24 protein-coding genes are annotated in these 26460 nt (G+C 64.9%); 17 read left to right on the top strand and 7 right to left on the bottom strand.

The annotated features are described in order from the left end of the window. Positions 1–17: 17 nt before the first annotated feature. Complete coding sequence (locus H8B02_RS05840; RefSeq protein ID WP_376711600.1) at positions 18–179, bottom strand: GntR family transcriptional regulator; 162 nt, start codon at positions 177–179, stop codon at positions 18–20. An 81-nt stretch (positions 180–260) separates the two neighbouring features. Here H8B02_RS05840 and H8B02_RS05845 point away from each other — a divergent pair, with 81 nt between their 5' ends. After that, a complete protein-coding gene (locus H8B02_RS05845; protein WP_229165292.1) occupies positions 261–686 on the top strand; it encodes a DUF983 domain-containing protein in 426 nt (141 codons plus the stop codon). Positions 687–789: 103 nt separating this feature from the next. Here H8B02_RS05845 and H8B02_RS05850 read toward each other — a convergent pair whose 3' ends face one another. Continuing rightward, a complete protein-coding gene (locus tag H8B02_RS05850) occupies positions 790–1989 on the bottom strand; it encodes a multidrug effflux MFS transporter (protein ID WP_233287523.1) in 1200 nt (399 codons plus the stop codon). Between the two features lie 318 nt (positions 1990–2307). Between H8B02_RS05850 and H8B02_RS05855 the strand changes: the two genes are divergently transcribed. Continuing rightward, the gene (locus tag H8B02_RS05855; RefSeq protein WP_229165294.1) at positions 2308–3642 is read left to right on the top strand and encodes an MFS transporter; all 1335 of its coding nucleotides are present in this window, start codon (positions 2308–2310) and stop codon (positions 3640–3642) included. Positions 3643–3716: 74 nt separating this feature from the next. Here H8B02_RS05855 and H8B02_RS48825 read toward each other — a convergent pair whose 3' ends face one another. Further along, a complete protein-coding gene (locus H8B02_RS48825) occupies positions 3717–3881 on the bottom strand; it encodes a transposase (protein WP_376711601.1) in 165 nt (54 codons plus the stop codon). Between the two features lie 240 nt (positions 3882–4121). On the opposite strand from H8B02_RS48825, the gene H8B02_RS05860 reads away from it, so the two are divergent. Both H8B02_RS05860 and H8B02_RS05865 read left to right on the top strand, forming a co-directional pair. Next, on the top strand, positions 4122–6641 hold the full coding sequence (locus tag H8B02_RS05860) for an ATP-binding protein (RefSeq protein ID WP_229165295.1): 2520 nt from the start codon (positions 4122–4124) through the stop codon (positions 6639–6641). A 201-nt stretch (positions 6642–6842) separates the two neighbouring features. Next, positions 6843–7487 carry a hypothetical protein gene (locus tag H8B02_RS05865; protein ID WP_229165296.1) on the top strand — a complete coding sequence of 215 codons (645 nt, stop codon included), beginning with the start codon at positions 6843–6845 and terminating at the stop codon, positions 7485–7487. Positions 7488–7509: 22 nt separating this feature from the next. Here H8B02_RS05865 and H8B02_RS05870 read toward each other — a convergent pair whose 3' ends face one another. The 4 genes from H8B02_RS05870 to H8B02_RS05885 all read right to left on the bottom strand — a co-directional run bounded on the left by H8B02_RS05870 (position 7510) and on the right by H8B02_RS05885 (position 11493). After that, positions 7510–8145 carry an aspartate/glutamate racemase family protein gene (locus H8B02_RS05870; protein ID WP_229165297.1) on the bottom strand — a complete coding sequence of 212 codons (636 nt, stop codon included), beginning with the start codon at positions 8143–8145 and terminating at the stop codon, positions 7510–7512. 93 nt (positions 8146–8238) lie between these two features. Then, complete coding sequence (locus H8B02_RS05875) at positions 8239–9249, bottom strand: amino acid ABC transporter substrate-binding protein (RefSeq protein WP_229165298.1); 1011 nt, start codon at positions 9247–9249, stop codon at positions 8239–8241. Positions 9250–9262: 13 nt separating this feature from the next. Next, complete coding sequence (locus H8B02_RS05880) at positions 9263–10612, bottom strand: aspartate aminotransferase family protein (RefSeq protein ID WP_229165299.1); 1350 nt, start codon at positions 10610–10612, stop codon at positions 9263–9265. A 5-nt stretch (positions 10613–10617) separates the two neighbouring features. Beyond that, positions 10618–11493, bottom strand: coding sequence for a MurR/RpiR family transcriptional regulator (locus H8B02_RS05885; protein WP_229165300.1), 876 nt, complete (start codon positions 11491–11493; stop codon positions 10618–10620). 195 nt (positions 11494–11688) lie between these two features. On the opposite strand from H8B02_RS05885, the gene H8B02_RS05890 reads away from it, so the two are divergent. The 13 genes from H8B02_RS05890 (at position 11689) to pncA (ending at position 26420) form a co-directional block, all read left to right on the top strand. After that, entirely contained in the window at positions 11689–12801 is a 1113-nt protein-coding gene (locus H8B02_RS05890) for an amino acid ABC transporter permease (protein WP_229165347.1), read from the top strand. A 1-nt stretch (position 12802) separates the two neighbouring features. Next, positions 12803–13924 carry an amino acid ABC transporter permease gene (locus tag H8B02_RS05895; protein WP_229165301.1) on the top strand — a complete coding sequence of 374 codons (1122 nt, stop codon included), beginning with the start codon at positions 12803–12805 and terminating at the stop codon, positions 13922–13924. 127 nt (positions 13925–14051) lie between these two features. Next, entirely contained in the window at positions 14052–14846 is a 795-nt protein-coding gene (locus H8B02_RS05900; protein ID WP_229165302.1) for a FadR/GntR family transcriptional regulator, read from the top strand. A 44-nt stretch (positions 14847–14890) separates the two neighbouring features. Further along, positions 14891–16309 (top strand): amidase family protein, encoded by a 1419-nt coding sequence (locus H8B02_RS05905; RefSeq protein ID WP_229165303.1) that lies wholly within the window; start codon positions 14891–14893, stop codon positions 16307–16309. Between the two features lie 39 nt (positions 16310–16348). Further along, the gene (locus tag H8B02_RS05910; protein ID WP_229165304.1) at positions 16349–17779 is read left to right on the top strand and encodes an amidase family protein; all 1431 of its coding nucleotides are present in this window, start codon (positions 16349–16351) and stop codon (positions 17777–17779) included. A gap of 213 nt (positions 17780–17992) precedes the next feature. Beyond that, positions 17993–19213 (top strand): ABC transporter substrate-binding protein, encoded by a 1221-nt coding sequence (locus H8B02_RS05915; protein ID WP_229165305.1) that lies wholly within the window; start codon positions 17993–17995, stop codon positions 19211–19213. An 822-nt stretch (positions 19214–20035) separates the two neighbouring features. After that, positions 20036–20788, top strand: a complete 753-nt coding sequence (gene cnbZ / locus H8B02_RS05920; protein WP_229165306.1) for a 2-amino-5-chloromuconate deaminase CnbZ — start codon at positions 20036–20038, stop codon at positions 20786–20788. 124 nt (positions 20789–20912) lie between these two features. Beyond that, positions 20913–22505, top strand: coding sequence for an NAD(P)/FAD-dependent oxidoreductase (locus tag H8B02_RS05925; RefSeq protein WP_229165307.1), 1593 nt, complete (start codon positions 20913–20915; stop codon positions 22503–22505). Beyond that, the gene (locus H8B02_RS05930) at positions 22502–22912 is read left to right on the top strand and encodes a c-type cytochrome (RefSeq protein ID WP_229165308.1); all 411 of its coding nucleotides are present in this window, start codon (positions 22502–22504) and stop codon (positions 22910–22912) included. Before H8B02_RS05925 ends, H8B02_RS05930 begins: the two co-directional genes overlap by 4 nt. A 19-nt stretch (positions 22913–22931) precedes the next feature. Continuing rightward, positions 22932–23420, top strand: a complete 489-nt coding sequence (locus H8B02_RS05935; protein WP_229165309.1) for a Rid family hydrolase — start codon at positions 22932–22934, stop codon at positions 23418–23420. Between the two features lie 143 nt (positions 23421–23563). Continuing rightward, positions 23564–24982, top strand: a complete 1419-nt coding sequence (locus tag H8B02_RS05940) for a M20/M25/M40 family metallo-hydrolase (protein ID WP_229165310.1) — start codon at positions 23564–23566, stop codon at positions 24980–24982. Then, positions 24982–25800 (top strand): aspartate dehydrogenase, encoded by an 819-nt coding sequence (locus tag H8B02_RS05945; protein WP_229165311.1) that lies wholly within the window; start codon positions 24982–24984, stop codon positions 25798–25800. The genes H8B02_RS05940 and H8B02_RS05945 overlap by 1 nt, the downstream gene beginning before the upstream one ends. Beyond that, positions 25800–26420 (top strand): bifunctional nicotinamidase/pyrazinamidase, encoded by a 621-nt coding sequence (gene pncA, locus H8B02_RS05950; protein WP_229165312.1) that lies wholly within the window; start codon positions 25800–25802, stop codon positions 26418–26420. Before H8B02_RS05945 ends, pncA begins: the two co-directional genes overlap by 1 nt. Positions 26421–26460 lie beyond the last annotated feature (40 nt).

A 26460-nucleotide genomic window follows, 5' to 3' on the forward strand; every position in this document is an offset into this window, starting at 1 on the left:
CTCGCCATAGGCGCGCGTCACGTGGTGAGATCGATGTCGAGCGCCGACGCCAGCGCGCGGTGGGTCGGCAGCCGCTGACCGCGCACCAGCCGGCCGCTCGCGATATCGGCGGCGAGCGCATCGACGATGCGCAGGAAGATCGGTCCGTGCCATTCCGAAACTGTAGGGATCCAATCCATGCAATTCGGCGCTTTGTCTTTGATTGTATGCTCCACAATTCATATTGTATGGATCATCAGATCAGGTCAAGGACGATAGTCATGACGGAGACAGTTTCCCTTCCCAAGGCAATGTGGCGCGGCTTCACGATGAAGTGCCCGAACTGCGGGCGCGGCCATCTGTTCGGCCGCTTCCTCAAGGTGGCTGACCATTGCGAGGTCTGCGGCGAGGACTTCACCCCGCAGCGCGCGGACGATTTCCCGGCCTATCTTGTGATCGTCGTGGTCGGCCACGTCGTGGTGCCGGCGCTGCTCTGGATGGAAATGACCTACGCGCCGCCGGCCTGGCTGCAACTTGCGATCTGGCTGCCGTTCACGCTGTTCAGCGCGCTCGGGCTGCTGCAGCCGACCAAAGGCGCGATCGTCGGCCTGCAATGGCAGCTTGGGATGGAGGGATTTGCGGCGACGCGGCGTGTCGCCGCGCCGGTGCGGGCGCGGGGCAGTGTCGGACGGACGAGGGAAGTCTGACGCGAATTCAGACTTGTAGCCCGGATGAAGCGAAGCGAAATCCGGGGCTCGTGCCGCAGGCGATACCGTCCCGGATTGCGCTTCGCTCCATCCGGGCTACGGATCAAATCGGATGATGATGCGGCCGGAACATGCGGCCCTTCTCCGTCACCAGCACGACGGCGAGCGCGGCCAGCGTGCAGAGGAAGAAGCCGGTCGCGAACGGCAGCAGCGTGCCGTCGTAATCCTGGCCGATCGTGGTGCCGACGCCGATCCCGAGCAGGGTGGTGATGGTGCCGTAGAGCGACGACGCAGTGCCGGCGATCTTGCCCTGCGGCTCCATCGCAAGCGCGGTGAAGTTCGCCATCATCAGCCCGAACGCGAACATCATCAGACCGGCGAGGACCATGAACAGCGGCAGCGACAGCGTGTCGGTCTTCACCGCGAGGAACAGCGCGCCGGCGACGACGGCAAAACCGGTCAGCGCGGCGTGCGAGATCACCCGCATGCCGATGCGGCCGACGATACGCGAATTGAGGAAGCCAGCGATCGCGACGCCGACCGCGCACGCAGCGAAGGCGACCGGGAAGTAATGTCCGAGCTTGAAGATCTCGGTGAAGATCTGCTGCGAGGAGAACACGAAGGCAAACAGCGAGCCCTGCACGCCGCCGGCGGCGAGCGCGTAGCCGAGCGTCTGGCGGTTGGTGACGGTCTGGCGGAACGCGGACAGCACCTCGGGGATCGCCAGCGACTTGCGCAGTTCGAGCGGCAGCGTCTCCGGCATCCGCATCGCGCTCCAGGCCAGCGCGATCACGCCGTAGATCATCAGCAGCACGAAGATGCCGCGCCAGTGCGTCAGCAGCATCACCGCCTGGCCGAATGACGGCGCGATCACGGGCACCGCGATGAACACCATCATCGCCAGCGACATCACGCTCGCCATCCGCCGGCCGGCGTAGCAGTCGCGCACGATCGAGGTCGCGATCACGCGGGTTGCCGCGGTACCGAGCCCTTGCAGCGCGCGCGCCAAGAGCAGCGTCTCGAACGAGGGCGCCATGATCGCGAGCAGGCCGGCGATGGTGTAGACGGTCATGCCGCCGAGCAGCACCGGGCGGCGGCCGAAGCGGTCCGACAGCGGGCCCATCACGAACTGGCCGACGCCGAAGCCGACCAGGAAGATCGACAGCACCATCTGCGGACGGTTGGCGTCGGCGATCTGGAACGCAGAACGGATGTTCGGCAGCGCCGGCAGCATCATGTCCATCGCCAGCGGGTTGAGCGCCATGATGGAGGCGATGACGACGACGAATTCCGGAAAGCCCATCGGGCGGTGGCCTGAGGACACCCAGGCATCGGCATTGATGTCAGACACTTAAAACCTCTTGGAGACTCCCAGCATAGCGGCCTTGCTGCATTGCACAATCGGCGTTTTGGGATGGGAGACCGTCGGCGGCGGGTGAGGTAACCGGGTCATGGAACCGGCCGCGAGGCCGTCGGCTGGTCCTATATCGTTGCTTCTGCAACTATTTTGCTCGTCCCGCGCCGGAAGCTCTGCTATCCCGGTACCAGCATCCGTGCGGGACAGGCGCATCGCGGCCGATCACACGCCTCGCACGGCCAAGAACGGGTTTGGGGAGGCCACATGTCCATCGAAATCTCCGCGCGCTCGCGCGGCGCTACGCTGTCGGATGAGGAGCGCAAGGTCCTCACCGCAACGCTCGTCGGCACCACGATCGAGTGGTACGACTTCTTCGTCTACGCCCAGGCCGCGGGCCTGGTGTTCGGCGCGCTGTTCTTTGCGCCGATGAACGCGAACAATCCGCTGCTGGCGCAGATCGTCTCGTTCGCGACGCTCGGCCTCTCATTCCTGTTCCGCCCGTTAGGGGCCATCGTCTGCGGCCATCTCGGCGACCGCTTTGGGCGCAAGAATATGCTGGTCGTCACGCTGCTGTTGATGGGCGCTGCGACCGCGCTGGTCGGCCTGTTGCCGACCTACGCGCAGATCGGCGCCTGGGCGCCGGCACTCCTGATTCTTCTCCGCATCCTGCAGGGCTTCTCGGCCGGTGGCGAATGGGGCGGCGCGGCGCTGATGTCGGTGGAATCGGCACCGCGCGACAAGCGCAGCTTCTTCGGCTCGTTCCCGCAGATCGGCACGCCGCTCGGCATGATCCTGGCAACCGGCGTGTTGTGGGTGCTGACCGCGACGCTCGGCAAGCAGGCGATGATCGAATGGGGCTGGCGCATTCCGTTCCTGCTCTCGATCTTCCTGATCGTCGTCGGCATCATGATCCGCCGCACGGTCGAAGAGTCCCCGGTGTTCCTGGCGATGCAGCGCCGGCACAAGGAGTCCTCCGCGCCGCTGCGCGAATTGATGCGCAATCACAGCAAGGAAATCCTGCGCACCGCGTTGATCTTCATGGCCAACAATGCGGCCGGTTACATCCTGATCGCGTTCATCATCAGCTACGGCACCAACACGCTGAAGATGCCGTCGGAGCAGCTGCTGCTGATCGGCACGCTGGCGGCGGTGAGCTGGTTCATCTTCACGCTGCTCGGCGGCATCCTCGGCGACAAAATAGGCCGCGTGCGCTGCTTCCAGATCGGCTACGGGTTGATGGTGCTGTGGGCGGTGCCGATGTGGTTCTTGATCGACAGCAAGAACCTGCTGCTGTTCTTCGTCAGCGCCGTCGGTCTCACCATCGCGCTCGGTCTGTCCTATGGCCCGCAGGCGGCGCTCTATGCCGAGCTGTTTCCGGCCAAGGTGCGCTATTCCGGCGTCTCGATCGGCTACGCGCTCGGCGCCATCTTCGGCGGCGCCTTCGCGCCGATGATCGCGCAATGGATCATCGGCACTTACGGCCAGTCCTGGCGTGTCGGCGTCTACATCGCGGTGCTGTCGCTGATCTCGCTGATCACGGTATCGACCATCAAGGATCCGCAGGGCGTCGATCTCAACGTGAATGACGCGGGCGGGTAGTGGTTCTGTAGATGGGGTGGATCAGCGTCAAGGCGTCATCCGCCTCCTCGTCGCGGTGGATGACGCCTTTGGCTTCAGCGTGAATCCAACTTCGGAGCGGTCGGGGACGTCCGCTTCTGTGCGCATTCTGAGCCCGAACCAGCGGTGAATTGTCCCCACGGCGGCAAGTCGTTCGGCAGCAGGCGCCACGGGCAGCCCGCTCGCGTGACACAGAAGACGCCGTTGACGATCTCGCGCATCGGTCATTCGCGCAGCCTGCCCGTCGCGCCAGGCCTTGGCAGGCGCGGCGCGGTCACGCGCCACTCTGCGTATGTCAGATCGGTCTGGTACCGGGCGACAATGCGGCTATGCTGGTGTTGGATAGTTGGCGTCCACACGGCGAATCCAGGTCGGCTCGGGAAACCCCTGGAATCGCGGCGGGTGCCAAAGACACAACCCTTTTTCAAGAACTGCCTTTGACAAGGCCTAGGGGATTGAAATTGGACATCGACGGTTGGCTCCGCGGGATCGGCCTCGCCCAGTATGCCGAGATGTTCCGTGCCAACGACATCGACATCGAGCTGCTAGGCCGGCTGACCAACGACGACCTCAAGGACCTCGGCGTCGCATCGCTTGGTCATCGCAAGAAGCTGCTGGAAGCTATTGCCGGGCTTGCCGTTGCCGTTCCGGTGTCGCTGCAGCCCGCGTTGATTGGACCGAAGGCGCAGAATGCTGCCGAGCGCCGCCAGGTCACGGTGATGTTCGCGGACCTTGTCGGCTCGACAGCCCTCTCCACCCGCATGGACCCGGAAGACCTGCGCGATATCATTTCCGCCTACCGGAAATGCGCCGCCGAAGCCGTGCGCCGCTTTGGCGGGTTCGTGGCCAAGTACATGGGCGACGGCTTGCTCGTGTATTTCGGCTATCCCCAGGCGCATGAGGACGACGCCGAGCGGGCAGTGCGGGCGGGGCTGGAGCTGGTGGCTGCGGTGAGCGCACTCAAGTCACCCGTTTCGTTGCGAACCCGCGTCGGCATTGCAACCGGCCTCGTTGTAGTCGGCGACCTGATCGGATCGGGGGAGGCACAGGAGCGCGGCATCGTTGGCGAGACGCCGAACCTCGCGGCGCGTTTGCAGGGGATCGCCGAGCCGAACATGGTCGTCATTGCGGAGAGCACGCGAAGACTTCTCGGCAATCTCTTTGAGCTCACGGACCTCGGGCCGAAGGATCTTAAGGGCATCGGCGGGCTGGTACCGGCCTGGGCCGTGCTCCGGACGAGTTCGGTGGCAAGTCGCTTCGAGGCGATGCACGCGGCCGGCCTGACCGCGCTGGTCGGACGGGAAGAGCAATTCGAGTTGCTGCAACGGCGCTGGTCGAGAGCAAAGACCGGTGAAGGCCAGGTGGTGCTCATTTCCGGCGAGGCCGGTATCGGTAAATCACGACTCACCGCCGCGCTGATGGAAAGCCTTGCCGGCGAGCCGCACAAGCGCTTGCGCTATTTCTGCTCGCCGCAGCATATTGACAGCGCGCTTTATCCGGTGATCGGGCAGATGGAGCGGGCCGCGGGGCTAGCGCATGACGACACCCCGCAAGCTAAGCTCGACAAGCTCAATGCCGTACTCGCGCAGACCTCAACCTCCATCCCGGACGTCGCGCTCTTTGCCGAGATGCTGTCGCTACCGAATGATGGACTATATGCCGCGCTTGAGCTGACCCCGGAACAGCGTCGGCAAAGAACCCTGGAGGCCTTGACGACACAGTTCGCCGGATTGGCCGGGCGGCAGCCGGTGCTGGTGATCGTCGAGGATGCGCATTGGGTCGATCCGACGAGTCTGGAAGTGTTCGGTCGGACGGTGGACCAAATCAAGACTCTCCCGGTGTTGCTCATCGTGACTTTCCGTCCCGAGTTCAGCGCGCCCTGGGCCGGGCAATCGCATGTGACCAGCCTGAAGCTGAACCGGCTTGCGGAGAACGAAGCAGCCGCCATCGTTGCAGGCCTGGTCGGCAGTAGGCAGGTGCCGGCAGATGTCGTGGCTGAGATCATCGACCGCACCGACGGTGTCCCGCTGTTCGTAGAGGAAATGACCAAGGCGGTGTTGGAGGCTGAGAGCGAAGGCGAAGCACGAAGGACCGCTGCTGCGGTCCCATCCTCGGTCCTGGCTGTCCCTTCAAGCTTGCACGCAACGCTGATGGCGCGACTTGACCGCCTTGGGTCAGCGAAGGAGATCGCACAAATCGGCGCGGCGATTGGGCGGGAATTTTCGCATGCCTTGCTGGCCGCCGTTGCGATGTGGAACGAGCGCCGCCTGTGTACTGCGCTGGATCAACTCCTGGACGCTGGGCTGTTATTCCGGCAGGGCGTGCCGCCCGGAGCCTCCTATCTGTTCAAGCACGCGCTGGTGCGGGACGCCGCTTACGGCTCTCTTTTGCGCGAGCCGCGTCGCAACCTGCACGCTCGCATAGCGGGAGCCGTGGAAGGCGCCTTCCCGGAGGTAGCTCAAAGCCGCCCCGAGTTGTTAGCGCTCCACTACTCGGAGGCAGGAATGATCGAGCGGGCAGCGAAGCTCTGGGGGATTGCCGGCCAGCGCTCGATCTCCCGCTCTGCGCTGGCCGAGGCAGCCGCTCAACTGAGCCGCGCGGTGAGCCAGATGGCAAGCCTGCCAGAGACATCCGCGCTGCGCCGCGAGCAGATCAAGTACCAGATCGAGCTCGTGACCGTCCTTATGCATGTCAAAGGTTATGGCGCGCCGGGTACCAAGGCGGCGGTCGATCATGCCCGCCTTCTGATCGAGAAGGCCGAGGCGCAGGGTGAGCCTTCCGAGGACCCGCTGTTGCTGTTCTCCGTACTCTACGGCGCCTGGGTGCTTAATGTGGCCGCGTTCAACGGTGAAGCTGCCGGCGCTCTCGCAACCCAGTTCATGGCCCTCGCCGAAAAGCAACGGATGACGGGGCCGCTGATGCTTGCGCACCGTATGGTCGGAATGACCGCGATGTCCACCGGAGACCAGGTCGCAGGATGAAAGCATCTTGATCGGGCGCTCGCGCTTTATGATCCCGCGGAGCACCGCGCACTGGCAACGCGTTTTGGCACCGACGCAAGGGTCGCTATCCTGGAGTGGCGTTCGCGGACGCTATGGCTCCAAGGTTACCCCGATGCTGCCCTCAACGACGTCGACGAGTCGTTTAGGGGTGCGCGAGAGATAGGTCAGGCTGCCACGCTGATGCATGCTCTGGCCCATTCGATTGCCACCCTGATTCTCTGTCGTCATTACAAGTCTGCAAGCGTCCGAGCAGCCGAACTCGTCGACCTGGCGGAAGAAAAAGGCTCTTTGTACTGGAAGGCGAATGGATTGATCTGGCAGGGCTGCCTGTCGGCGCTGACTGGCCGGCCGTTGGATGCGATCGAGATACTCACCACAGCAGTCGCAGCTTACCGATCGACCGCGGCAACAATTTATATGCCTTTCGTGTCGCTGCACCTGGCGCGCGCCCATGCGGAACTAGGGAACTTCACTGACGCCTGGCATCACATCGACGATGCGATCGCAGGAACGGAAAGGAGTCAGGAAAAATGGGCCGAGTCGGAAATGCACCGTACCGCTGGCGAGATCGCGCTGATGCTTCCTGAGGCCGACGAGACCAAGGCCGAAGCCTGTTTCGAGCGCTCCCTGACGGTGGCGCGCAGACAGAAGGCCAAATCCTGGGAACTTCGCACAGCAACAAGCCTTGCACGGCTCTGGCGCGACCAAGGCAAGCGACCGGCGGCCCATAATCTTCTTGCCTCGATCTACGGCTGGTTCACCGAGGGCTTCGATACGCTCGATTTGAAGCAAGCCAAGGCGTTACTGGACGAGCTGAACACCTGACAAATCAATTTCGAAACGGCCTCTAGCCGCACCCGAGCATCCCCTTCAGCTTCTTGACCGCGCTGTCGGGCGTCGTCAGCACCTCGCGGCCGGTGACCTCGGCGACGCGCTCGGCCGCCGGCGCCATGCTGTACTGGGCGAGTGCGATCAGGTCGCAATCGCGCAAGTCCTTGCTGGCTTCGACCACGATGCAGTCGTGCTCGGCGCGGTCGCCGCGATCGAGTGCGGCCAGCGCGCCTTCGGCGAGTTTCGGCACCAGCGTAACGTGCGATGGAAATTCCGGCGGCATCGACACCAGCGTCGGCGGGAAAGTCGAGAGCAGGCCGATGCGTTTTCCCTTCGCCACCGCCTGTTCGATCATCGCCTCGTTCGGCCTCAGCACCGGCATCGGCGCGTGCGCGCGCGCCACCGCCTCGATGCAGGGGCCGAACGCCGAGCAAGTGAAGAGAATGCCGTCGGCGCCGGTGCTCACGGCGTAGCGGCCCATGGTGAGGAAACGCTCGGTCATGCGCTCGCTGAGCTTGCCGTCGCGCGCAAGATCGGCCGACAGGCTGTCGTCGAGCAGGTTCATCAGCCGCGCCTCCGGCCAATGCTTAGCGAATGACGCCTCGATCGGCACGATCGAGTGCTTCAAAGCATGAATGAGGGTGATGCGCATGGCTGCTGTTTTCTTCTCCCTCTCCCCGCTCTTCGCGGGGAGAGGGTTGGGGTGAGGGGCTCTTTCCCCGCAATCGGGGCGAGGTAAGAAGAGTTACTTGAACGGGATCGCGTACATCAAGCCACCCTTGCTCCAGGTGCCGTTGAGGCCGCGCTCGAGCTTCAAGGGGCTCGCCTTGCCGACATTGCGCTCGAAGATCTCGCCGTAATTGCCGCCGGCCTTGATCGCGGCGACCAGCCATTTGTTGTCGAGGCCGAGCCGCGAGCCGAGATCGCCGGACGCGCCGAGCAGGCGCTGGATCGCCGGGACCTGCGACTTCGTCATCTCGTCGACATTGGCCTGCGTGACGCCGAGCTCTTCGGCTTCGACGAGGCCGTAATGCAGCCAGGTGATGATGTCGCTCCAGACCTCGTCGCCGTTGCGGGTGAACGGGCCGAGCGGCTCCTTGCTGATGGTCTGCGGCAGCACGACGTAATCTTCCGCCTTTGGTGCGGCGGTCGCGACCGCGCCCGCGAGCGCCGAGGCGTCCTGGGTCATGGCATCGCAGCGGCCGCCGAAGAAGGTCTGGTACATGGTGTCGGGGCGGTCGAACACCAAAGGCTTCCAGTCGATGCCGTTGGCGCGGCCGTAATCGCCGAGCGTCACCTCATGCGTGGTGCCCTGCGCGACGCAGACGGTGGCGCCCTTAAGATCCTTCAGCTCCTTCACGCCGAGGTCCTTCTTCACCACAAAGCCCTGGCCGTCGTAGAAATTGACCGGGCCCTGGCGCAGGCCGAGCGTGGTGCCGCGCAGATAGGTCTGCGTCGAGTTGCGGTAGAGCACGTCGATCTCGCCGGACTGCAGCGCGGTGAAGCGGTTCTGCGCGGTCAGCGCGACGTAACGCACCTTACTGGCATCGCCGAGCACGCCGGCGGCAAGCGCGCGGCAATAGTCGACATCGAGGCCCTTGAAGTTGCCCTGCGAGTCCGGCGCCGAGAAGCCGGCAAAGCCGGTCGAGACGCCGCACACCAGCGTGCCGCGCTGCTTGATGGTGTCGAGCGTCGCCGCGCTTGCGCCCGCGATGCCTGCGACGAGAACAGCTGTCGTGATCAATCCCCTGTACATTTTACACCTCCTGCTAATGACCAATGTCCTTGAGCGCGCTGTCTACCGCAGCGCCTAGCCTTTCGACGATCATGTCGATGTCGCCGGAAGTTGCGATATAGGGCGGGGCGAGCAGCACATGGTCGCCGCGCTGGCCGTCGGCGGTGCCGCCCGACGGATAGCAGCCGAGCCCGCCGGCAAACGCCGTGGACTTGATCCGCTGATGCAGCTTCAGCTTGGGATCGAACGGCTGCCGCGTGCCGCGGTCGGCGACCAGCTCGATCGCCCAGAACAGGCCGCGGCCCCGGATGTCGCCGACATGGCGGTGATTGCCGAAGCGCTCGGTGAGCCGCTGCTCGAGCTGGCGGCCGCGCTCCTTGACCTGGTCGAGCAGCTTCTCCTCGCTGATCACCTTCTGCACCTCGAGCGCGGCGGCGCAGGCGAGCGGATGCGCGAGATAAGTGTGGCCGTGCTGGAACGCGCCGGAGCCGTTGCGCACGGTGTCGACGATGGTGCTGCTGGCAAGCATCGCGCCGATCGGCTGGTAGCCGCCGCCGAGCCCCTTGGCGACCGCCTGGATGTCCGGCGCGATGCCCTCCTGCTCCCACGCATGCAGCGTGCCGGTGCGGCCCATGCCGCACATCACCTCGTCGAGGATCAGGAGCGCGCCGTGACGGTTGCAGATCTCGCGCACCGCCTTGAAGTAACCTTCCGGTGCCGGCACGCAGCCGGCGGTGGCGCCGACCACGGGTTCGGCGATGAAGGCGGCGACGTTCTCGGGGCCGAGCCGTTGGAATTCCGCCTCGAGCTCGGCGGCGAGCCGCGCCACGAAGGCCGCCTCCGATTCATCGTCGCGCGTCTCGTGATAAGCAAAAGCGGGCGTGACATGGCTGAACGCCGGCGACAGCAGCGGCGCATAGGGCTCGCGGCGCCAGGCATTGCCGCCGGCCGACAGCGCGCCCAGCGTGTTGCCGTGATAGCTCTGGCGGCGCGCGATGAAGCGGGTGCGCTTCGGCTCGCCGCGCTCGATGAAATATTGCCGCGCCAGCTTGATCGAGGCCTCGATCGCCTCCGATCCGCCGCTGACGAAGTAGACATAGCCGAGACCGCCGGGCTCGTGGCCGACCAGCCGCTCGGCGAGCTCTTCCGCGGGCTCCGACGAGAAGAAGCCGGTATGCGCATAGGCAAGTTTGGACGCCTGCTTTGCGATCGCGGCGAGAATCCGCGGATGCTGATGCCCGAGACAGGACACCGCGGCGCCACCGGAGGAATCCAGAATGCGGTGGCCGTCCTCCGCGATCAACCAGACGCCGTCGCCGCCGACCGCTTTCGGCGGGGTTTCGCGCAGGCTGCGATGCATCACGCGGCTCTTGTTGGCGGCCATGATACTTATCCTTTCTCGACAAAATATTGCGACATCGCGGCAAGCCGCCCCTCGGTCTCTTCCAGCTTGCGCTTGGCGCCCGCACCGCCCAGCGTGAAGGCGACGGCGGCAAGCGACTGGGCGACTGCGATCGCACCGGTGAGGCTCGGGAAGAAGCCGGGCGAGGAGGCGGCCTCGAACAGCAAGAGATGATCGGCGCCCTCGGCCATCGGCGCGCTGATCGTGTCGGCGATCGCGATCAGCGTGGCGCGCGCTTGGTGCGCCGCACGCGCGGTCTCGACGCTGACCAACGTGTAGGGCGCAAAGCCGATCACGACCACGGCGTCTTCGGCGCGGAAGGCGCCATGGTCGAGATCGAACGGGCCGGAACCGCCGACCAGCTGCACGGCATCGGGACGGAACAGGCGGAGCTGGTAGGTCAGGAGTTCCGCAACGCTGCGGCAGCTGCGAAAACCCGTGATCCAGATTCTATCAGCGGAATGCAGCGCACGCGCGGCGTCCGCAATCGCGCTCGCCGAAATCCGTGCAAGCCCGGCGGCTTCGGCCTCGATCTTGTCGTGCACCAGTTTGACATCGGCATTCGGCCCGGCGCGCCGGCCCTTGGCGCGGCCAGAGAACGGTGAGCCCTGCGCCGGCCGTCGCGCCTCGGTGAGTGCTGCGCGCAATTCGTCCCAGCCGGAATAGCCGAGTGCCTTGGCAAGACGGGTGAAGGATGCAGGATCGGCGCCGGCGACCGAGGCGAGCTCGCGCATCGAGCGGGTGGTGGCGTCGTAATCATTGGCTGCGACAAAACGCCCGACCTCCTGCAAACGCATCGGCAGCGACGGCAATGCGCTGCACAATTCGTTCAGGGGCGATGGTTTCGGCTGAGCCTGGGCCATGAAACATATGTTGCACGAATATCAATTTGGTGCAACATATGAAGTGCGCAGCTCCGAATACGCTCTTGCGCATGGCAGAAGATCGCTTCTCACTGGGGTCCTTGTGCTGTGACGACATCGACGCCGAAACGCTCTCCCGCCCGGGCTCCAAGTCGGTCCTGGCGGCTTTCGCTCAGCGATCCCCGCGTCGCCGGCCTGTTCTGGCAGGTCTTGGTGGTCGCCATCGCGGTCGCCATCGTCGCCTGGCTGTGGTCGAACGCGGTCCATAATCTCTCGGTGCGGCGCATCTCGACCGGCTTTGCCTTCCTCGGCCGCGAAGCCGGCATGCCGATCGCAGATTCCTGGATCGATTACTCGCCGAAGAACACCTACCTGCGCGCCTTCATCGTCGGCATCGTCAACACGCTGCGCGTCGCTGTCATCGGCATCGTGCTGGCGACCGTGATCGGCACGCTGGTCGGCATCGCGCGGCTGTCGTCGAACTGGCTGCTGGCGCGGCTCGCCGCTGTTTATGTCGAGGTGCTGCGCGACCTGCCGCTACTGCTGCAGTTGTTGTTCTGGTACGTGCTGATGCAGGGCCTGCCGGCGGCGCGCCAGGCGTGGAAGCCGGTCGAGGGCGTGTTCCTCTCCAACCGCGGGCTGATATTGCCGTCGGTCCCGCTGGATGCGGCCAATTGGTGGACGATCCTGGCGCTGGTCGCGGGCCTCGTCGTGCTCCATCTCGTCAGGCGCCGCCTGATCGCGCAGCAGATGCTCGACGGCAAGGCGCGGCCGGCCTGGCCTTACGCGCTCGGCCTCGTGATCGCGCTGCCTGCGCTGGTGTCGTGGCTTCTGGGCGCGAGCTGGAGCATCACGCTGCCGGAGCTGCGTGGCTTCAACTTCGTCGGCGGGCTGACCCTGGCACCGGAATATTTTGCGCTGCTGATCGCGCTCGTCACCTACACCTCGGCGTTCATCGCCGAGATCGTGCGCAGCGGCATCCAGGCGGTGCCGCGCGGCCAGTCGGACGCCGCCAAGGCGCTCGGGCTGAAGCGCAGCTTCGTGTTGCAGCAGATCGTGCTGCCGCAGGCGCTGCGCGTCATCATCCCACCGATGACCAGCCAGTATCTGAACCTGACGAAAAATTCCTCGCTTGCGGTCGCGGTCGGCTACCAGGACATCGTCTCGATCGCCAACACCACGCTGAACCAGACCGGGCAGGCGATCGAGTCGATCGCGCTGATCATGATGGTGTTCCTCACCATCAGCCTCGGCATCAGCCTGTTCATGAACTGGTACAACGCGCGGATCGCGCTGGTGGAGCGCTGAGATGAGCTCGGTCGCCCACCTTCCGCAGGATCCGCTGCCGATCGGGCCGCGACCGGCGCCGCGGGCGCTCGGCGGACATCTCACCGCGTGGCTGCGCGCCAATTTGTTCGCCTCGATCCCGTCCGGCATCATGACGCTGCTGCTGCTGTTTGTGCTCGGCAAGGCCTCCATCGCTCTCTGGCAATGGGGTATTGCCAACGCGGTCTGGATCGTCTCCGGCAGCGACAGCAGCGCCTGCCGGGCGCTGCGCGGCGTCGGCGCCTGCTGGGCCGTCGTCCCCGAGAAGTACCGCTTCATCCTGTTCGGCACTTATCCGTTCGACGAGCAGTGGCGGCCGGCGCTCGCGGTCGTGATCTTCATCGCGCTGTTCGCAGTCTCGAGCCGCCGCAGCTTCTGGCGCAAGGAGCTGTTCCTGCTGTGGGCCGCAGCCTTGATCGCGATCGGCTGCCTGATGTGGGGCGGCTTCCTTGGCCTCACCTTTGTCACGCAGGACCGCTGGGGCGGGCTGCCGGTAACCTTGATCCTCGCGACGTTCGGATTGGCGTTCGGTTTCCCGCTCGGAATTTTGGTCGCGCTCGGTCGACGCTCGAAACTACCGGCGATCCGCTCGCTCTGCGTGCTCTATGTCGAGCTGATCCGCGGCGTGCCGCTGATCAGCCTCCTGTTCATGGCGAGCGTGATGTTCCCCCTGTTCATGCCCGACGGCGTCAACATCGATAAATTACTGCGCGCGCAGATCGCCTTCATCCTCTATGCCGGCGCCTACCTTGCGGAAGTGGTGCGCGGCGGCTTGCAGGCGGTGCCGCGCGGACAATATGAGGCCGCCGATGCGCTCGGGCTGTCCTACTGGGAGAAGAACGCGCTGATCGTGCTACCACAGGCGATCCGCCACGTCATCCCCCCGCTGGTCAACACCTTCATCGCCTTCTTCAAGGACACCAGCCTGGTCCTGATCATCGGCATCTTCGATCTCCTGACCACCGCCAAGACCGCGATCGTCGATCCGGCCTGGCAGTCGTTCAGCGTCGAGGTCTACGTGTTCGTCGGCGTGATCTACTTCGTGTTCTGCTTTGCGATGTCGCGCTACAGCCGCGGCCTCGAGGCACAGCGCGGAACCAACTGAGCGATCGGCTCTCGCCAATTCCTGCAAATCCGGTCGGCCGTCATGCCCGGGATGAACCCCGGGTACGACGATCTTTTGGGGCGATCGCCCCTTGCCAAGCCGTCTCGATCCTATTTATGATCATAAAATGGATAAATCGGCTCTCCCCTCCCTGGACCCGTCGCGGCGCGCCTCGATCAAGCGCAAGCGCTCGGACGCGGTTGCCGATCTGATCCGCAGCCACATCTTCCAGGCCGGCTTGCAGCCGAACGACCGGCTGCCGCAGGAGGTTGAGCTGATCGAGATGTTCGGCTGCAGCCGCTCGACCATCCGCGAGGCGCTCAAATCGCTGGAAGTGCAGGGGCTGGTGCAGAACACCACCGGTCCCGGCGGCGGCGCGCGGGTGGCGCCGGTGTCGATCAACCGGATCGTCGGCCTGCTCAGCAACTACTTCTATTTCCAGTCGATCAGCACCGCGCAGATCTACCAGATCCGCCGCCTGATCGAGCCGGAGCTCGCCTTCAGCGTGGTCGGCCACCTCACCGCGGCGCATTTCGCCGCGCTCGACAAGGCGATCGCGGTTCAGGAGCATCATCCCGGCGGCATCGCGGACTGGGAGCACCACCGTCACGCCGAGATCGATTTCCACGACATCCTGATCGAGGCCTGTCCCAATCCGTTGCTCGGCCTGGTCGCCCGCTTCGTCAACGAGGCGATCCGGCATTTGATCGGCAAGCTCGGCGTGCAGGAATTCGCATCCAGCTTCGCCTGCGAGAATATCGAGTTTCACAAGCGCCTGATGGCCGCGTTCCGCTCCGGCAATGCCGCGCGCGCCCGGCGCGTGATGCTCGACCATGTGCTGAGCGCCGAAGCCGTGGTCGTCCCCGCGGAAGACCGCCGCATGGATCTGCCCGTCTTTCACCAGCCGTTGCGGCTCGACTGAACCGCATCGGCTGACTGTTGCATCACGCGTTGGAGGAAACAACAATGGTCACGCGGCGCGAGAATGAATTGTGGAGCTGGTCGGCCGTCGATCTGGCGCGCGCGATCGCGACGCGTGTGATCTCGAGCCGGGAAGCCGTGCAATCCAGCCTCTACCGGATCGCGCAGGTCAATCCGGCATTGAACGCCATCGTGGAGGTGCTCGCCGATGAAGCGCTGGCCGCGGCAGATGCTGCGGATGAAGCGGTGAAATCCGGCGCGGAGCTCGGCGTACTGCATGGCGTGCCGGTCACGATCAAGGTCAATGTCGATCAGCGCGGCCACGCCACCACCAACGGCGTCGTCGCCTTCCGCGACGTCATCGCGACAGAGGACAGCCCGGTGGTCGCGAATTTCCGCAAGGCCGGCGCCGTCATTGTCGGCCGCACCAACACGCCGGCCTTCTCGCACCGCTGGTTCACCAACAACGATCTGCATGGCGCGACCTATAATCCCTGGAGCCGGCGGCTGACGCCGGGCGGCTCCAGCGGCGGCGCGGCATCGGCCGTCGCCTCCGGCATGGGCGCGATCGCACACGGCAATGATTTCGGCGGCTCGATCCGCTATCCCGCCTATGCCTGCGGCGTCGCCGGCCTGCGTCCGACGCCGGGACGAATTCCTTCGTTCAATCCGTCGACGACTTCAGATCGTCCGATCACGGCGCAGATGATGTCGGTGCAGGGGCCGCTCGCGCGCTCGGTCGCCGATCTGCGCACGGGCCTCGCCGCAATGGCGCAGGCGGACGCGCGCGACGGCACATGGCTGCCGGTGCCGCTGCAAGGTGCGCCACTCAAGCGTCCGGTCGGCGTTGCGATCGCGCCGGCGCCGTTCGGCGACGAGGCGCCGGAGGTCAGCGCAGCGGTGCGCGCCGCCGGACGCTGGCTCGCGGAGGCCGGCTTTGCCGTGGAGGAGACCTCGCCGCCGCGGCTCGCGGAGGCCGCCGATCTCTGGCATCGCCTTGTCATCAATGAGGAGCGGCGCGTGCTGGCGCCGATGATCCGCAAGTTCGGCGACGATCGGAGCCGCTACAATCTGGACGGCCATATTGCCTATGCGCCTGAGCTCGACGGCGATCAGGTGCTGGCCTGCTTCGAGCAGCGGCTGGCCATCGTGCGGGCCTGGCAGCTGTTCCAGGAGCGTTGCCCGGTCATCATCCTGCCGGTCTCGGCGCAACTGCCGTTCCGCTTCGATCAGGATCAGGAGGACGCTACCGTCGTGCATGCGTTGCTCGATGCGCAGCGGCCGCTGCTCGCCGTCCCCGCGCTCGGCTTTCCGTCGGTCGTGGTGCCGACGGGGACCGCCGGCGGCGTGCCGGTTGGCGTGCAGGTGATCGCTGGCCGCTTCCGCGAGGATGTCTGTCTCGCGGTCGCCGAGGTGATCGAGGCGCGTGCGTCGACGCTGACGCCGATCGATCCGCGCGACTGAACCAACAACAAAGCACTCAACATAACGGGAGAACACCACGTGACGAATGCACCGATCTGGCAATGGTCCGCCGTCGAGACGGCCGCGGCGATCAGGAACAACGAAGTGACGTCGGAGCATGTGGTTCGTGCCCATCTTGACCGCATGCACGCGGCCAATCCGGCGCTCAACGCCGTTGTCATCGATCTCGGCGCGTCAGCGATGCAGGCCGCCAAGGCCGCCGACGAAGCGCTGGCGGCAAGCAAAGGGAAGGGCGGCGCGGTGGGACCGCTGCATGGCGTGCCGGTCACGATCAAGATCAACATCGACGTCGAGGGCCAGGCCAATTCGAACGGCGTGGTCGCGTTCAAGGACAATATCGCGCCGGGCGACTCGCCGGTAACGGCCAATCTCAAGAAGGCCGGCGCCATCATCATCGGCCTGACCAACACGCCAGAATTCTCGCTGCGCGGCTTCACCGACAATCCGCTGCACGGCTTGACGCGCAATCCCTGGAACGCGGACGTGACCTGCGGCGGATCCTCGGGCGGCGCCGGCGCGTCGATCGCGGCCGGCATCGGCACCATCGCGCATGGCAACGACATCGGCGGCTCGTTACGCTGGCCGGCCCATTGCAACGGCATCGCCACCATCAAGCCGACCCAGGGCCGGATTCCGGCGTTCAATCCCAGCGCCACGGCGGAACGGCCGCTGATGGCGCAGTTCATGTCGTCACAAGGACCGCTGGCGCGCCACGTCGCGGACGTGCGCCTCGGCTTGGAGGTGATGGCGCAGCGCGACCCGCGCGATCCCTGGTACGTGCCGGCGCCATTGACGGGGCCGAAGCCTGCCGCACCGGTCAAGGTCGCGGTCGCAAAGATCCCTGAAGACATGGCGACCGATCGCGGCGTGATTGCGCTTCAGCGCAAGGCGGCCGATCATCTGGCCGACGCGGGCTACGCGGTCAGCGAGGTCGAGGTCCCTGATCTCAACAAGGTCTGGCAGCTCTGGTGCGATCTGATCATGACCGAGACCCGCGTCCTGCAGCAGGACCAGATGCTGGCGACCACGAGTGCCGACTTCCAGAAGACGTTCCGCGGCTTCATGGCGCTGGCCAACCCGCTCGACCAGGCCGGCTACATGAAGGCGATCGCCGAGCGTTCGCGCCACATCAGGAACTGGATGATGTTCCTTGAACAATATCCGCTGGTGCTGATGCCGACCTCGGTGCGCAAGACACCGGAGGTCAATGCCGATCTCGGCGGCGACCAGCGCGTCAAGGAGTTGTTCTGGAACGACCTGCGCTTCATTTCGTCGATGAACGTGCTGGGGCTGCCGGCAGCCGTGGTGCCGGTCGGCCTGCATGAGGGATTGCCGGTCGGCGTCCAGATCGTCGGCTCGCGCTATCGCGAGGACATGTGTCTCGATGCGGCCGAGGCGATCGAGCGCAAGGTCGGCATCCTGGCAAGGCAATTGTGGGAGCGGAGCTGAGGCGATTTCGAAACCATCCAGCACTGCAAGGAACGCCGCGGCGAGATCTCGCCGCGGCGTTCGCATGATCGGCGACGCGCGCGTGTAGGCGCCATGTTCCTCCTCCCGGAATTCTTGCGCGGAATCGCAGAGCGCCATGCCGGCCACGGGGTTGTCGGCGATCCCTGATTGCTTCAGGAGTTCGTCCGAACCATCCGAACCTTTGGGAACGAAATGTCCATCACGAAACGCTCGCCTGTCCTGCTCGCAATTGCGGCCGCGTGTCTCTCCCTTGCCGCCGGCGCTGCTCGCGCGGAGGACGGTGTCCTGCGGGTCGGCATCATCACCGACATGAGCGGGCAATATTCCGACGGCAACGGCCCGGGATCGGTGATCGCGGCGCAAATGGCCGCGGAGGAGATCGGCGGTAAGGTCGGTGGACGCAAGATCGAGATCATTTCGGCCGATCACCAGAACAAGCCCGACGTGGCAACCGGCATCGTGCGCAACTGGATCGACAACAAGGGTGTCGACGTGATCGCCGAAGGCGTCAATTCCGCGGTGGCGCTCGCGATCCAGACCGTGACGCGCGAACGCAAGAAGCTGTTTCTGATCTCGGGCTCCGGCTCATCTGATCTCACCGGCAAGCAGTGTTCGCCGACCAGCGTGCAGTGGACCTACGACACCTATGCCTCCTCGAACGCCACGGCGAAGGCCGTGGTCGCGCGCGGCGGCACGCCCTGGTTCTTCCTCACGGCGGATTACGCGTTCGGCCAGGCGCTGGAGCGCGATGCGAGCAAGGCCGTGACATCGGCCGGCGGCAAGGTGCTCGGCGCCGTCCGTCATCCCTTTGACACCGCAGATTTCTCGTCCTTCCTGCTGCAGGCCCAGTCCTCCGGCGCCAAGATCCTGGCGCTCGCCAATGCCGGCTCCGACTTCCGCAACGCGGTGTCCCAGGCCGACGAGTTCAACATCCGCGCCAGCATGCAGCTCGTCGCGCTGCAGGTGACGCTCACCGACGTGCCCGCGCTCGGCCTGGCGCATGCGCACGATCTGCTGTTCACCGATTCCTTCTATTGGGATCGCACGCCCGAGACCCGCGTCTTCGCCCAGGAATTCTTCAAGCGGCATGGCGCGATGCCGACGGCCTACCAGGCCGGCGTCAACTCGGCGCTGCGGCACTATTTCAAGGCGGTCGCGGCGACCAATTCGGTCGATTCGGAGACCGTGATCGCGCAGATGCGCAAGACCCCGGTCAATGATTTCTTTGCCCAGAATGGCGTGGTGCGCGAGGACGGCCGCATGGTGCACGACATGTATCTGATGCGCATCAAGAAGCCGGAAGAGTCCAAGAGCAAGTGGGATCTCTACGAATATCTCGCGACGGTGCCGGGCGACCAGGCCTTCCGTCCGCTCGATGAAGGCGGCTGCCCCTACCTCGCCAAGGCGCATTAGGACGCCATCGGGATCCGTAGGGTGGGTTAGCGCAGCAAATATTTCGCTTTATCAGAAGTGCAACTCAGTGCTATGGATTGCCTTCGTCTGGGCGCTGCGCATCGTCACGGGTGTTGCGGTGAGATGCGGTGGACGCCGATGTCACGACTGACGAGCGTGACTGAAGCGGATGGTGAAGTCGTGTGGTCCTGACGCCCTGACGGCCGGTGTCTTTTCACAAAACGCTAACGCGTCTTGTGAAGACGGTGACAAGCAAGCCCGGTCTCGCCGGGGAGAGCACGAAGTAAGCCGTAAAGCCATCGCGCAGGGAAAGCCGGAGTTCCCGGTTACACCTGTGGTCCTACCTCCGGTGCTTTTTGTTGCACGGGACCCATGGGTGCGATCGGCAACCGGCTTTCCCTGCGCCCTCTGCAAGAGGAGGGCGGAACGAACTGCAAAGCTCAGGCAGATGATGTCGCGAGAACGCGAGGCTGCGTCCCCACCACGTCTGTCATCGCCGGCTCGACCGGGCGATCCAGTACGCCGCGGCCCCTCTGGAATACTGGATCACCCGCATGCGCGGGGATGACACCGCATTGTTTGACATCTTGAATCGAGAACCATCCTCAGCGTCGTCCTGGCGAAAGCCAGGACCCATTACCCCAAATCTCAATCGTTGCGCGACGCTGGGGCCGCGATCCCATTCATCACGAAATTCGGTGGTTATGGGTCCTGGCTTTCGCCAGGACGACGGCTGTGATGAAATCGAGCACTTCGCGCACATCTTCCACCGCGAACCGTCATGACGACGGCGGCATCACCGTATCCACCTCAAGAGGCAACATGACCAACACCATCGAGGCTCCCGACGGCGGCTACCGCTTCATGCCCGGCGTCAGTCAGTATTCCTGCGGCGTCGGTGCGCTGCCCGGTTATGCCATCGAGCGGGTCAGGTTCTCCGAACCGGTACCCTTGAGCGCAGGGTTTGAACGGATCCACGAGATCATCAGGGACGCGGGCCGTCCGCTGACCGCTTTCGCGGCCTGCGAACTGCGTTCGCCGGCGCCGTTCACCGAGGACGGGTTCAAGGCGTTCAACGAAATCTACATCAAGACGTTGATCGCCTGGGGCGCGATGCGCGACGGCGTCAATCCGGTGGCGCGCAGCAACGTCTGTCCAAAGCTCGATCCGCCCGCCGAGCCGTCGTTCCACGCCTTCTGCTACACGGTGCCGGCGGCGAAGGACGCGCCGACGAGCTTCGTCGTCGCCGGCAGCGGCGAGTCGATCGAGGGCAAGGCCAATTATCGCGATAATACAGTCGCGCTCGGCGATACCAGCCCGGCCGGCATCCTGGCGAAGGCGAAATTCGTGCTTGGCGAGATGGAACGCAGGATGAGCGCGTTCGGCGGTTCCTGGCGCGACACCACCGCGGTGCAGCTCTACACCGTGCATGACGCCTATCCGGTGCTCGAAAGCGAGCTCGGCCGCCGTGGCGTGCTTCGCAACGGCCTGACCTGGCATTTCGACCGGCCGCCGGTGGTTGGACTCGACTATGAAATGGATTGCCGGCGTGTGCAACTCGAACGCGTAGTGTGATGGTTCGGTCGCGTGACGCATCAAAAGCGCGTGTGGGCGCATGTGTAAGCGCGTGCCCTTTCTTGACACGGGTCGCGTCAACCGTTTCCCTTCGCCATCGAAATCAGCGGCTGGGTGAACGCGGGTGCAGAACCAATCTGTGATCAGGCGGCGGGATTTGCTGGCGTTGATCGGGACCATCGCCGGCAGTTCGGCGATGTATCAGGCGATGACGAGCCTCGGCTTCGCATCCGAGTCCGCCTACAAGGGCCCGCTCAAGCTCGCGGGCGACGTGAAGGGCGCTTCGGTGCTGATTCTCGGCGCCGGGCTTGCCGGCATGACGGCGGCGCTGGAACTGCGCAAGGCCGGCTACAAGGTCCAGATCCTCGAATTCAACAACCGCGCCGGCGGCCGCAACTGGTCGATCCGCGGCGGTGACAGCTTTACCGAGCTCGGCGGCTTCAAGCAGACCTGCCAGTTCGAGCAGGGGCTCTATCTCAATCCCGGCCCGTGGCGGATTCCCTATCATCACCGCGGGCTGCTCGATTACTGCCGCCGGCTCAACGTGACGCTGGAACCCTTCATCCAGCTCAACCACAATGCCTATCTGCACGCGACGCGTGCATTCGACGGCAAGCCGCAGCGCTTTCGCAGCATCAAGGCGGATTTCCAGGGCGGAGTGTCGGAGCTGCTCGCGAAAGTCAGCCAGCAGGGCAGGCTCGACGAGTTCGTCAGCAAGGAAGACCAGGAGATCCTGCTGCAGGCGCTGCGCGACTGGGGCGCACTGGATCGCGACTACAAATACAATGCCAATCTCGGCTCCGCCGACGTCCGCGGTTATGCGCGCGATCCCGGTGGCGGCCTGATGGGCGATCCGCTGCCCAGCGATCCGATCTCGCTGCAGGAACTGCTGCGGTCGCGGATGTGGCGCTACGTGCAGAGCTTTGCGCACTACGATTTCCAGACCACGATGTTCCAGCCGGTCGGCGGCATGGACATGATCGGCAAGGCGTTCGCGCGCGAGGTCGGCGACCTCGTCCGCTATAACGCCAAGGTGACGCAGATCCAGCAGAACGGCTCGGGCGTCACCGTGAGCTATGTCGACACCGCCACTCCGTCCGCGGTGCAGCAGGCGACCGCGGAATGGTGCATCTGCACCATTCCGCTGCCGATCCTGAGCCAGCTGCCGCTCGACGTCAGCGGGCCGATGAAGAATGCGATCGATTCCTTGCCCTACGCCGCCTCGGTGAAGGTCGGGCTGCAGTTCAAGCGGCGGTTCTGGGAGGAGGATGAGGCGATCTATGGCGGTATCAGCTACACCGACCTGCCGATCCGGAATATCGGCTATCCGAACTATGGCTTCAACCGCGGCGGCCGCGGCGTCCTGCTCGGCGCCTATTTGTATGAGGGCGCCAATTCCTTCGAGTTCACGGCGATGACGCCAGCCGAGCGGGTCGCCAGCGCGGTCGAGTTCGGCGCCAAGATCCATCCGCAGTACAAGAGCGAGTTCGAGAACGGCGTCGCGGTGGCGTGGCATCGGGTGCCGTTCACGCTCGGCTGCGCCGGTGAATGGACCGAAGCCGGGCGGGCGCGGCATTATCGCAATCTCTGCCAGATCGACGGCCGCATCGCGCTGGCGGGCGAGCACGCTTCGCAGTTGCCGGCCTGGCAGGAGGGCGCAATCCTGTCCGCGCTTGACGCCATTACCCGATTGCACGAACGCGTGGTGAAGACATGATGGTGCGGACAGGAACATCGGTTATCGCGGCGCTGGCAGTGCTGTCGGCGACCGCGGCCCTCGGGCAGGACAGCGGGGTTACCAAGCGCACCTTCTCTTCAGGCTACCGTTTCGTGGAGATGACCGGCGAGGAGCTGTTCGGCAATGTCTGCCAGGGCTGCCACATGCCGGATGCGACGGGCGCAAGCGGCGCCGGCACCTATCCCTCGCTCGCCGGCAACAAGAATCTCGAAACCGGCAGCTATCCGATCTACCTCGTCGTCAACGGCCGCCGCGGCATGCCGGCGTTCGGCGACATGATGACCGATGGTCAAATCGCCGCTGTTGTGAACTATCTGCGGACGCACTTCGGCAACACCTATCAGGACGCGGTGACGACCAAGGACGTCCAGGACGCCCGCCGCTAACCGCTTTGGAGAGAGTTCGATGAAATTCATCGGTATCGCACTGGGCGCCGCGCTGTCGGCGATGGCGGCCGCTGCCTCGGCTGACGTGGTCAGGCATCCGATTCCCAACTCGACATTCCCGATCGCGCAGGCCGTGACGGTCACCGGCAACACCACGACGGTCTATGTCAGCGGCCAGGTGCCGCCGGTCGCCAACAAGGATGCCGATCCGTCGAGCCCGCAGGCCTATGGCGACACCAAGACCCAGACCGTCGGCGTGCTCAGCCGGATCAAGGCCATTCTCGAAGGCCAGGGGCTTGGCATGGGCGACGTCGTCAAGATGCAGGTGTTCCTGGTGCACAACACGGCAGCGCCGATGGACTTCAAGGCCTTCATGGAGGGCTACACCCAGTTCTTCGGCGGCAGCCAGCCGAACCTGCCGGCGCGCTCGGTGGTCGGCGTCGCCGCGCTCGCCAATCCCGGCTTCCTGGTCGAGATCGAGGTGATTGCGGCCAAGGAGGCTAAATAAGGACACCAAATAAGGACTCCAAATAGCGTGCGCGAAAGCGCGGAGCATGCGCGCGGAAATTGAAGGGCTCGGCGCCTTGCCAAAGCGCGTGCCGCCTGTCTGAATTCATCTCCAATCAGGTGGTGGAATTCTGGGAGAGCACGATGTCGCACAAGGCCCGAAACATGGTTCGATCGCTGCTGATGTCGGTAGCGTTCGCTCCGCTCCTGCTCGCGTCCGGCGCCAGCGCGCAGGGACTGACCGAGCAGCAGCAATTTGCCCGCGGCATCTACCAGGAACTGGTCGAGATCAACACGACCACCGCGACCGGCGATACGCAGAAGGCGGCGGAGGCGATGGGCGCGCGGCTGCGTGCGGCGGGCTTCCCCGAGGGCGACGTGCATGTGTTCTCGCCCGCACCGCACAAGGGCAATCTGGTGGCGCGGCTGCACGGCTCCGGCGCGCGCAAACCGATCTTGCTGGTCGCCCATATCGACGTTGTGCCTGCCAATCGCGAGGACTGGTCGGTCGATCCGTTCAAGCTCACCGAGCAGGACGGCTATTTCTACGGCCGCGGCTCGAGCGACGACAAATACATGGCGTCGGCCTTCATCACCAACCTGATCCGCTACAAGAAGGAGGGCTACAAGCCGGACCGCGACATCATCGTCGCGCTCGAGACCGACGAGGAGATCCTCGATGCCAACGGTCTCGGCATGCAGTGGCTGATCAAGAACCACCGCGACCTGATCGACGCCGAGTTCGCGCTCAACGAAGGCGGCGGCGTCGGCCTGAAGAACGGCAAGGCGATCCGCAACAGCGTGCAGACCAGCGAGAAGGTCTCGATCGGCTACCAGCTCACCGTGAAGGATCGCGGTGGCCATAGCTCGCTGCCGCGCAAGGACAACGCGATCTATCGGCTCGCCGAAGGTCTCGTGCGGCTCTCCAACTACGACTTCCCGATGAATCTCAACGAAACCACGCGGATCTATTTCACGAAGACCGCCGAGGTCGACAAGTCGCATGCCGACGATATCAAGGCAATCCTGGCGCAGCAGCCCGACCCGGCGGCGCTGGCGCGATTGTCGGAAAATCCCGGCTACAACGCGCAGCTTCGCACCACCTGCGTTGCGACCATGCTGGAGGGTGGCCACGCCATCAATGCGCTGCCGCAGCTGGCAACCGCCAAGGTGAATTGCCGGATCCTGCCCGGCGAGCCGGTCGAAGGCGTTCAGGCGACCATCGAGCGCGTGCTCGCCGACAAGCAGATCGAAGTGACCCCGACCGGCAAAGCCGTGCTGAGCCCGCCATCGCCGTTGAACGAAGAGATCATGGGATCGGTCGAGAAGCTGTCGAAGGAGTTCTGGCCGAATGCGGAAATCGTCCCCGTGATGAGCACCGGCGCCACCGACGGCAGCTATCTGCGCAATGCCGGGATTCCGACCTACGGTCATTCCGGGCTCGGCGCCGATGTCGATGACAACAGGAACCATGGCAAGGACGAGCGCGTGCTCGTCAAGTCGTTCTACGAGGGCGAGGAGTATCTCTATCGCCTGGTCAAGATGCTCGCCGGCGGGAAATGATGGCTGACAGCAAGGCAAAGACACGGGTTGCGGTCGCGGGCCTCGGCGCGATCGGCGCCAACGTCGTCAAAGCGCTCGATCAGGGTATCGAGGGCCTGACGCTGGTTGCGGTCTCCGCGAACAGCCCGGACAAGCACCGCGGCTGGGTCGAAGGTCTCAAGTCTGCGGCGAAGTTGGTGCCGATCGAGCAGCTGGCCCAGGTCGCCGACATCGTGGTCGAGTGCGCGCCGAGCAAGCTGGTGCGCGCGATCGTGGCGCCGGTGGTCGAGCGCGGCAAGACCGCGGTCGTGCTCAGCGTCGGCGCGCTGTTGCAGAATGAAGACCTGGTCGACCTCGCGAAGGCGCATGGCGGCCAGATCATCGTGCCGACCGGCGCGCTGATCGGGCTCGATGCCGTGACTGCGGCCGCGGTCGGGACCATTCATTCGGCGAAGCTGGTGACGCGGAAGCCGGTCGCGGGCCTCGTCGGCGCGCCGCATCTGGTCGAGAACAACATCCGGATCGATGACATCACCGAGCCGCTGCGCATCTTCGAGGGCAGCGCGCGCGATGCGGCAAAGGGCTTTCCGGCCAATCTCAACGTCGCGGTGGCGCTGTCGCTCGCCGGCATCGGCCCCGATCGCACCCGGGTCGAGATCTGGGCGGATCCGACGGTGACGCGCAACACCCACCGAATCGAGGTCGATTCCGATTCCGCGCGGTTCTCGATGATGATCGAGAACATCCCCTCGGACAATCCGAAGACCGGCCGCATCACGGCGCTGTCGGTGATCGCCTGCCTGCGCAAGCTGCGCGCGTCGTTGCGGATCGGAACCTGATGAAGATCGGGCCCGACGATCTCTTCCTGATCATCGACGTGCAGAACGATTTCTGCCCCGGCGGCGCGCTGGCGGTGGCCGACGGCGATGCCGTTGTGCCTGTCGTCAACCGGCTCGCCGCGCACTTCGATCACGTCGTGCTGACCCAGGACTGGCATCCGGCGGGGCACAGCTCGTTTGCGACCTCGCATCCAGGTGCGGTGCCGTTTTCCTCGATCACCATGCCCTATGGGCCGCAGACGCTGTGGCCGGATCATTGCATCCAGGGCACGGCCGGCGCCGCATTTCATCCCGACCTCGCAACCGATCGGGCCGAGCTCGTGATCCGCAAGGGGTTCCGTGGCGCGATCGATTCCTATTCGGCGTTCTTCGAGAACGACCGCAAGACGCCGACCGGGCTCGCCGGCTATCTGCGCGAGCGCGGCCTCAAGCGCGTCGTGATGGCCGGGCTCGCCACCGATTTTTGCGTGCAGTATTCGGCGCTCGACGCGCGGCGGCTCAGCTTCGAGACCACGGTCGTGCTGCCGGGCTGCCGCGCCATTGATCTCGGCGGTTCGCTTGCTGCCGCCACGGCGGCGATGCGCGAGGCCGGCGTGGCGCTTGTCGAGGAGATTCCCTGAGCGTGGCCGGGTCGGGGCAAAAACCATTGTTTTGACTGGC

This window comes from Bradyrhizobium altum (assembly GCF_020889705.1).
Lineage (GTDB): Bacteria > Pseudomonadota > Alphaproteobacteria > Rhizobiales > Xanthobacteraceae > Bradyrhizobium > Bradyrhizobium altum.

Coding starts and splice junctions, on each gene's coding strand:
- H8B02_RS05900 (WP_229165302.1), top strand. CDS start 14,052: ATGGATAAATCGGCTCTCCCCTCCCTGGACCCGTCGCGGCGCGCCTCG.
- H8B02_RS05875 (WP_229165298.1), bottom strand. CDS start 9,249: ATGTACAGGGGATTGATCACGACAGCTGTTCTCGTCGCAGGCATCGCG.
- pncA (WP_229165312.1), top strand. CDS start 25,800: ATGAAGATCGGGCCCGACGATCTCTTCCTGATCATCGACGTGCAGAAC.
- H8B02_RS05840 (WP_376711600.1), bottom strand. CDS start 179: ATGGATTGGATCCCTACAGTTTCGGAATGGCACGGACCGATCTTCCTG.
- H8B02_RS05865 (WP_229165296.1), top strand. CDS start 6,843: ATGCATGCTCTGGCCCATTCGATTGCCACCCTGATTCTCTGTCGTCAT.
- H8B02_RS48825 (WP_376711601.1), bottom strand. CDS start 3,881: ATGCGCGAGATCGTCAACGGCGTCTTCTGTGTCACGCGAGCGGGCTGC.
- H8B02_RS05940 (WP_229165310.1), top strand. CDS start 23,564: ATGTCGCACAAGGCCCGAAACATGGTTCGATCGCTGCTGATGTCGGTA.
- H8B02_RS05930 (WP_229165308.1), top strand. CDS start 22,502: ATGATGGTGCGGACAGGAACATCGGTTATCGCGGCGCTGGCAGTGCTG.
- H8B02_RS05895 (WP_229165301.1), top strand. CDS start 12,803: ATGAGCTCGGTCGCCCACCTTCCGCAGGATCCGCTGCCGATCGGGCCG.
- H8B02_RS05870 (WP_229165297.1), bottom strand. CDS start 8,145: ATGCGCATCACCCTCATTCATGCTTTGAAGCACTCGATCGTGCCGATC.
- H8B02_RS05945 (WP_229165311.1), top strand. CDS start 24,982: ATGGCTGACAGCAAGGCAAAGACACGGGTTGCGGTCGCGGGCCTCGGC.
- cnbZ (WP_229165306.1), top strand. CDS start 20,036: ATGACCAACACCATCGAGGCTCCCGACGGCGGCTACCGCTTCATGCCC.
- H8B02_RS05855 (WP_229165294.1), top strand. CDS start 2,308: ATGTCCATCGAAATCTCCGCGCGCTCGCGCGGCGCTACGCTGTCGGAT.
- H8B02_RS05915 (WP_229165305.1), top strand. CDS start 17,993: ATGTCCATCACGAAACGCTCGCCTGTCCTGCTCGCAATTGCGGCCGCG.
- H8B02_RS05935 (WP_229165309.1), top strand. CDS start 22,932: ATGAAATTCATCGGTATCGCACTGGGCGCCGCGCTGTCGGCGATGGCG.
- H8B02_RS05845 (WP_229165292.1), top strand. CDS start 261: ATGACGGAGACAGTTTCCCTTCCCAAGGCAATGTGGCGCGGCTTCACG.
- H8B02_RS05880 (WP_229165299.1), bottom strand. CDS start 10,612: ATGGCCGCCAACAAGAGCCGCGTGATGCATCGCAGCCTGCGCGAAACC.
- H8B02_RS05850 (WP_233287523.1), bottom strand. CDS start 1,989: ATGGGCTTTCCGGAATTCGTCGTCGTCATCGCCTCCATCATGGCGCTC.
- H8B02_RS05905 (WP_229165303.1), top strand. CDS start 14,891: ATGGTCACGCGGCGCGAGAATGAATTGTGGAGCTGGTCGGCCGTCGAT.
- H8B02_RS05885 (WP_229165300.1), bottom strand. CDS start 11,493: ATGGCCCAGGCTCAGCCGAAACCATCGCCCCTGAACGAATTGTGCAGC.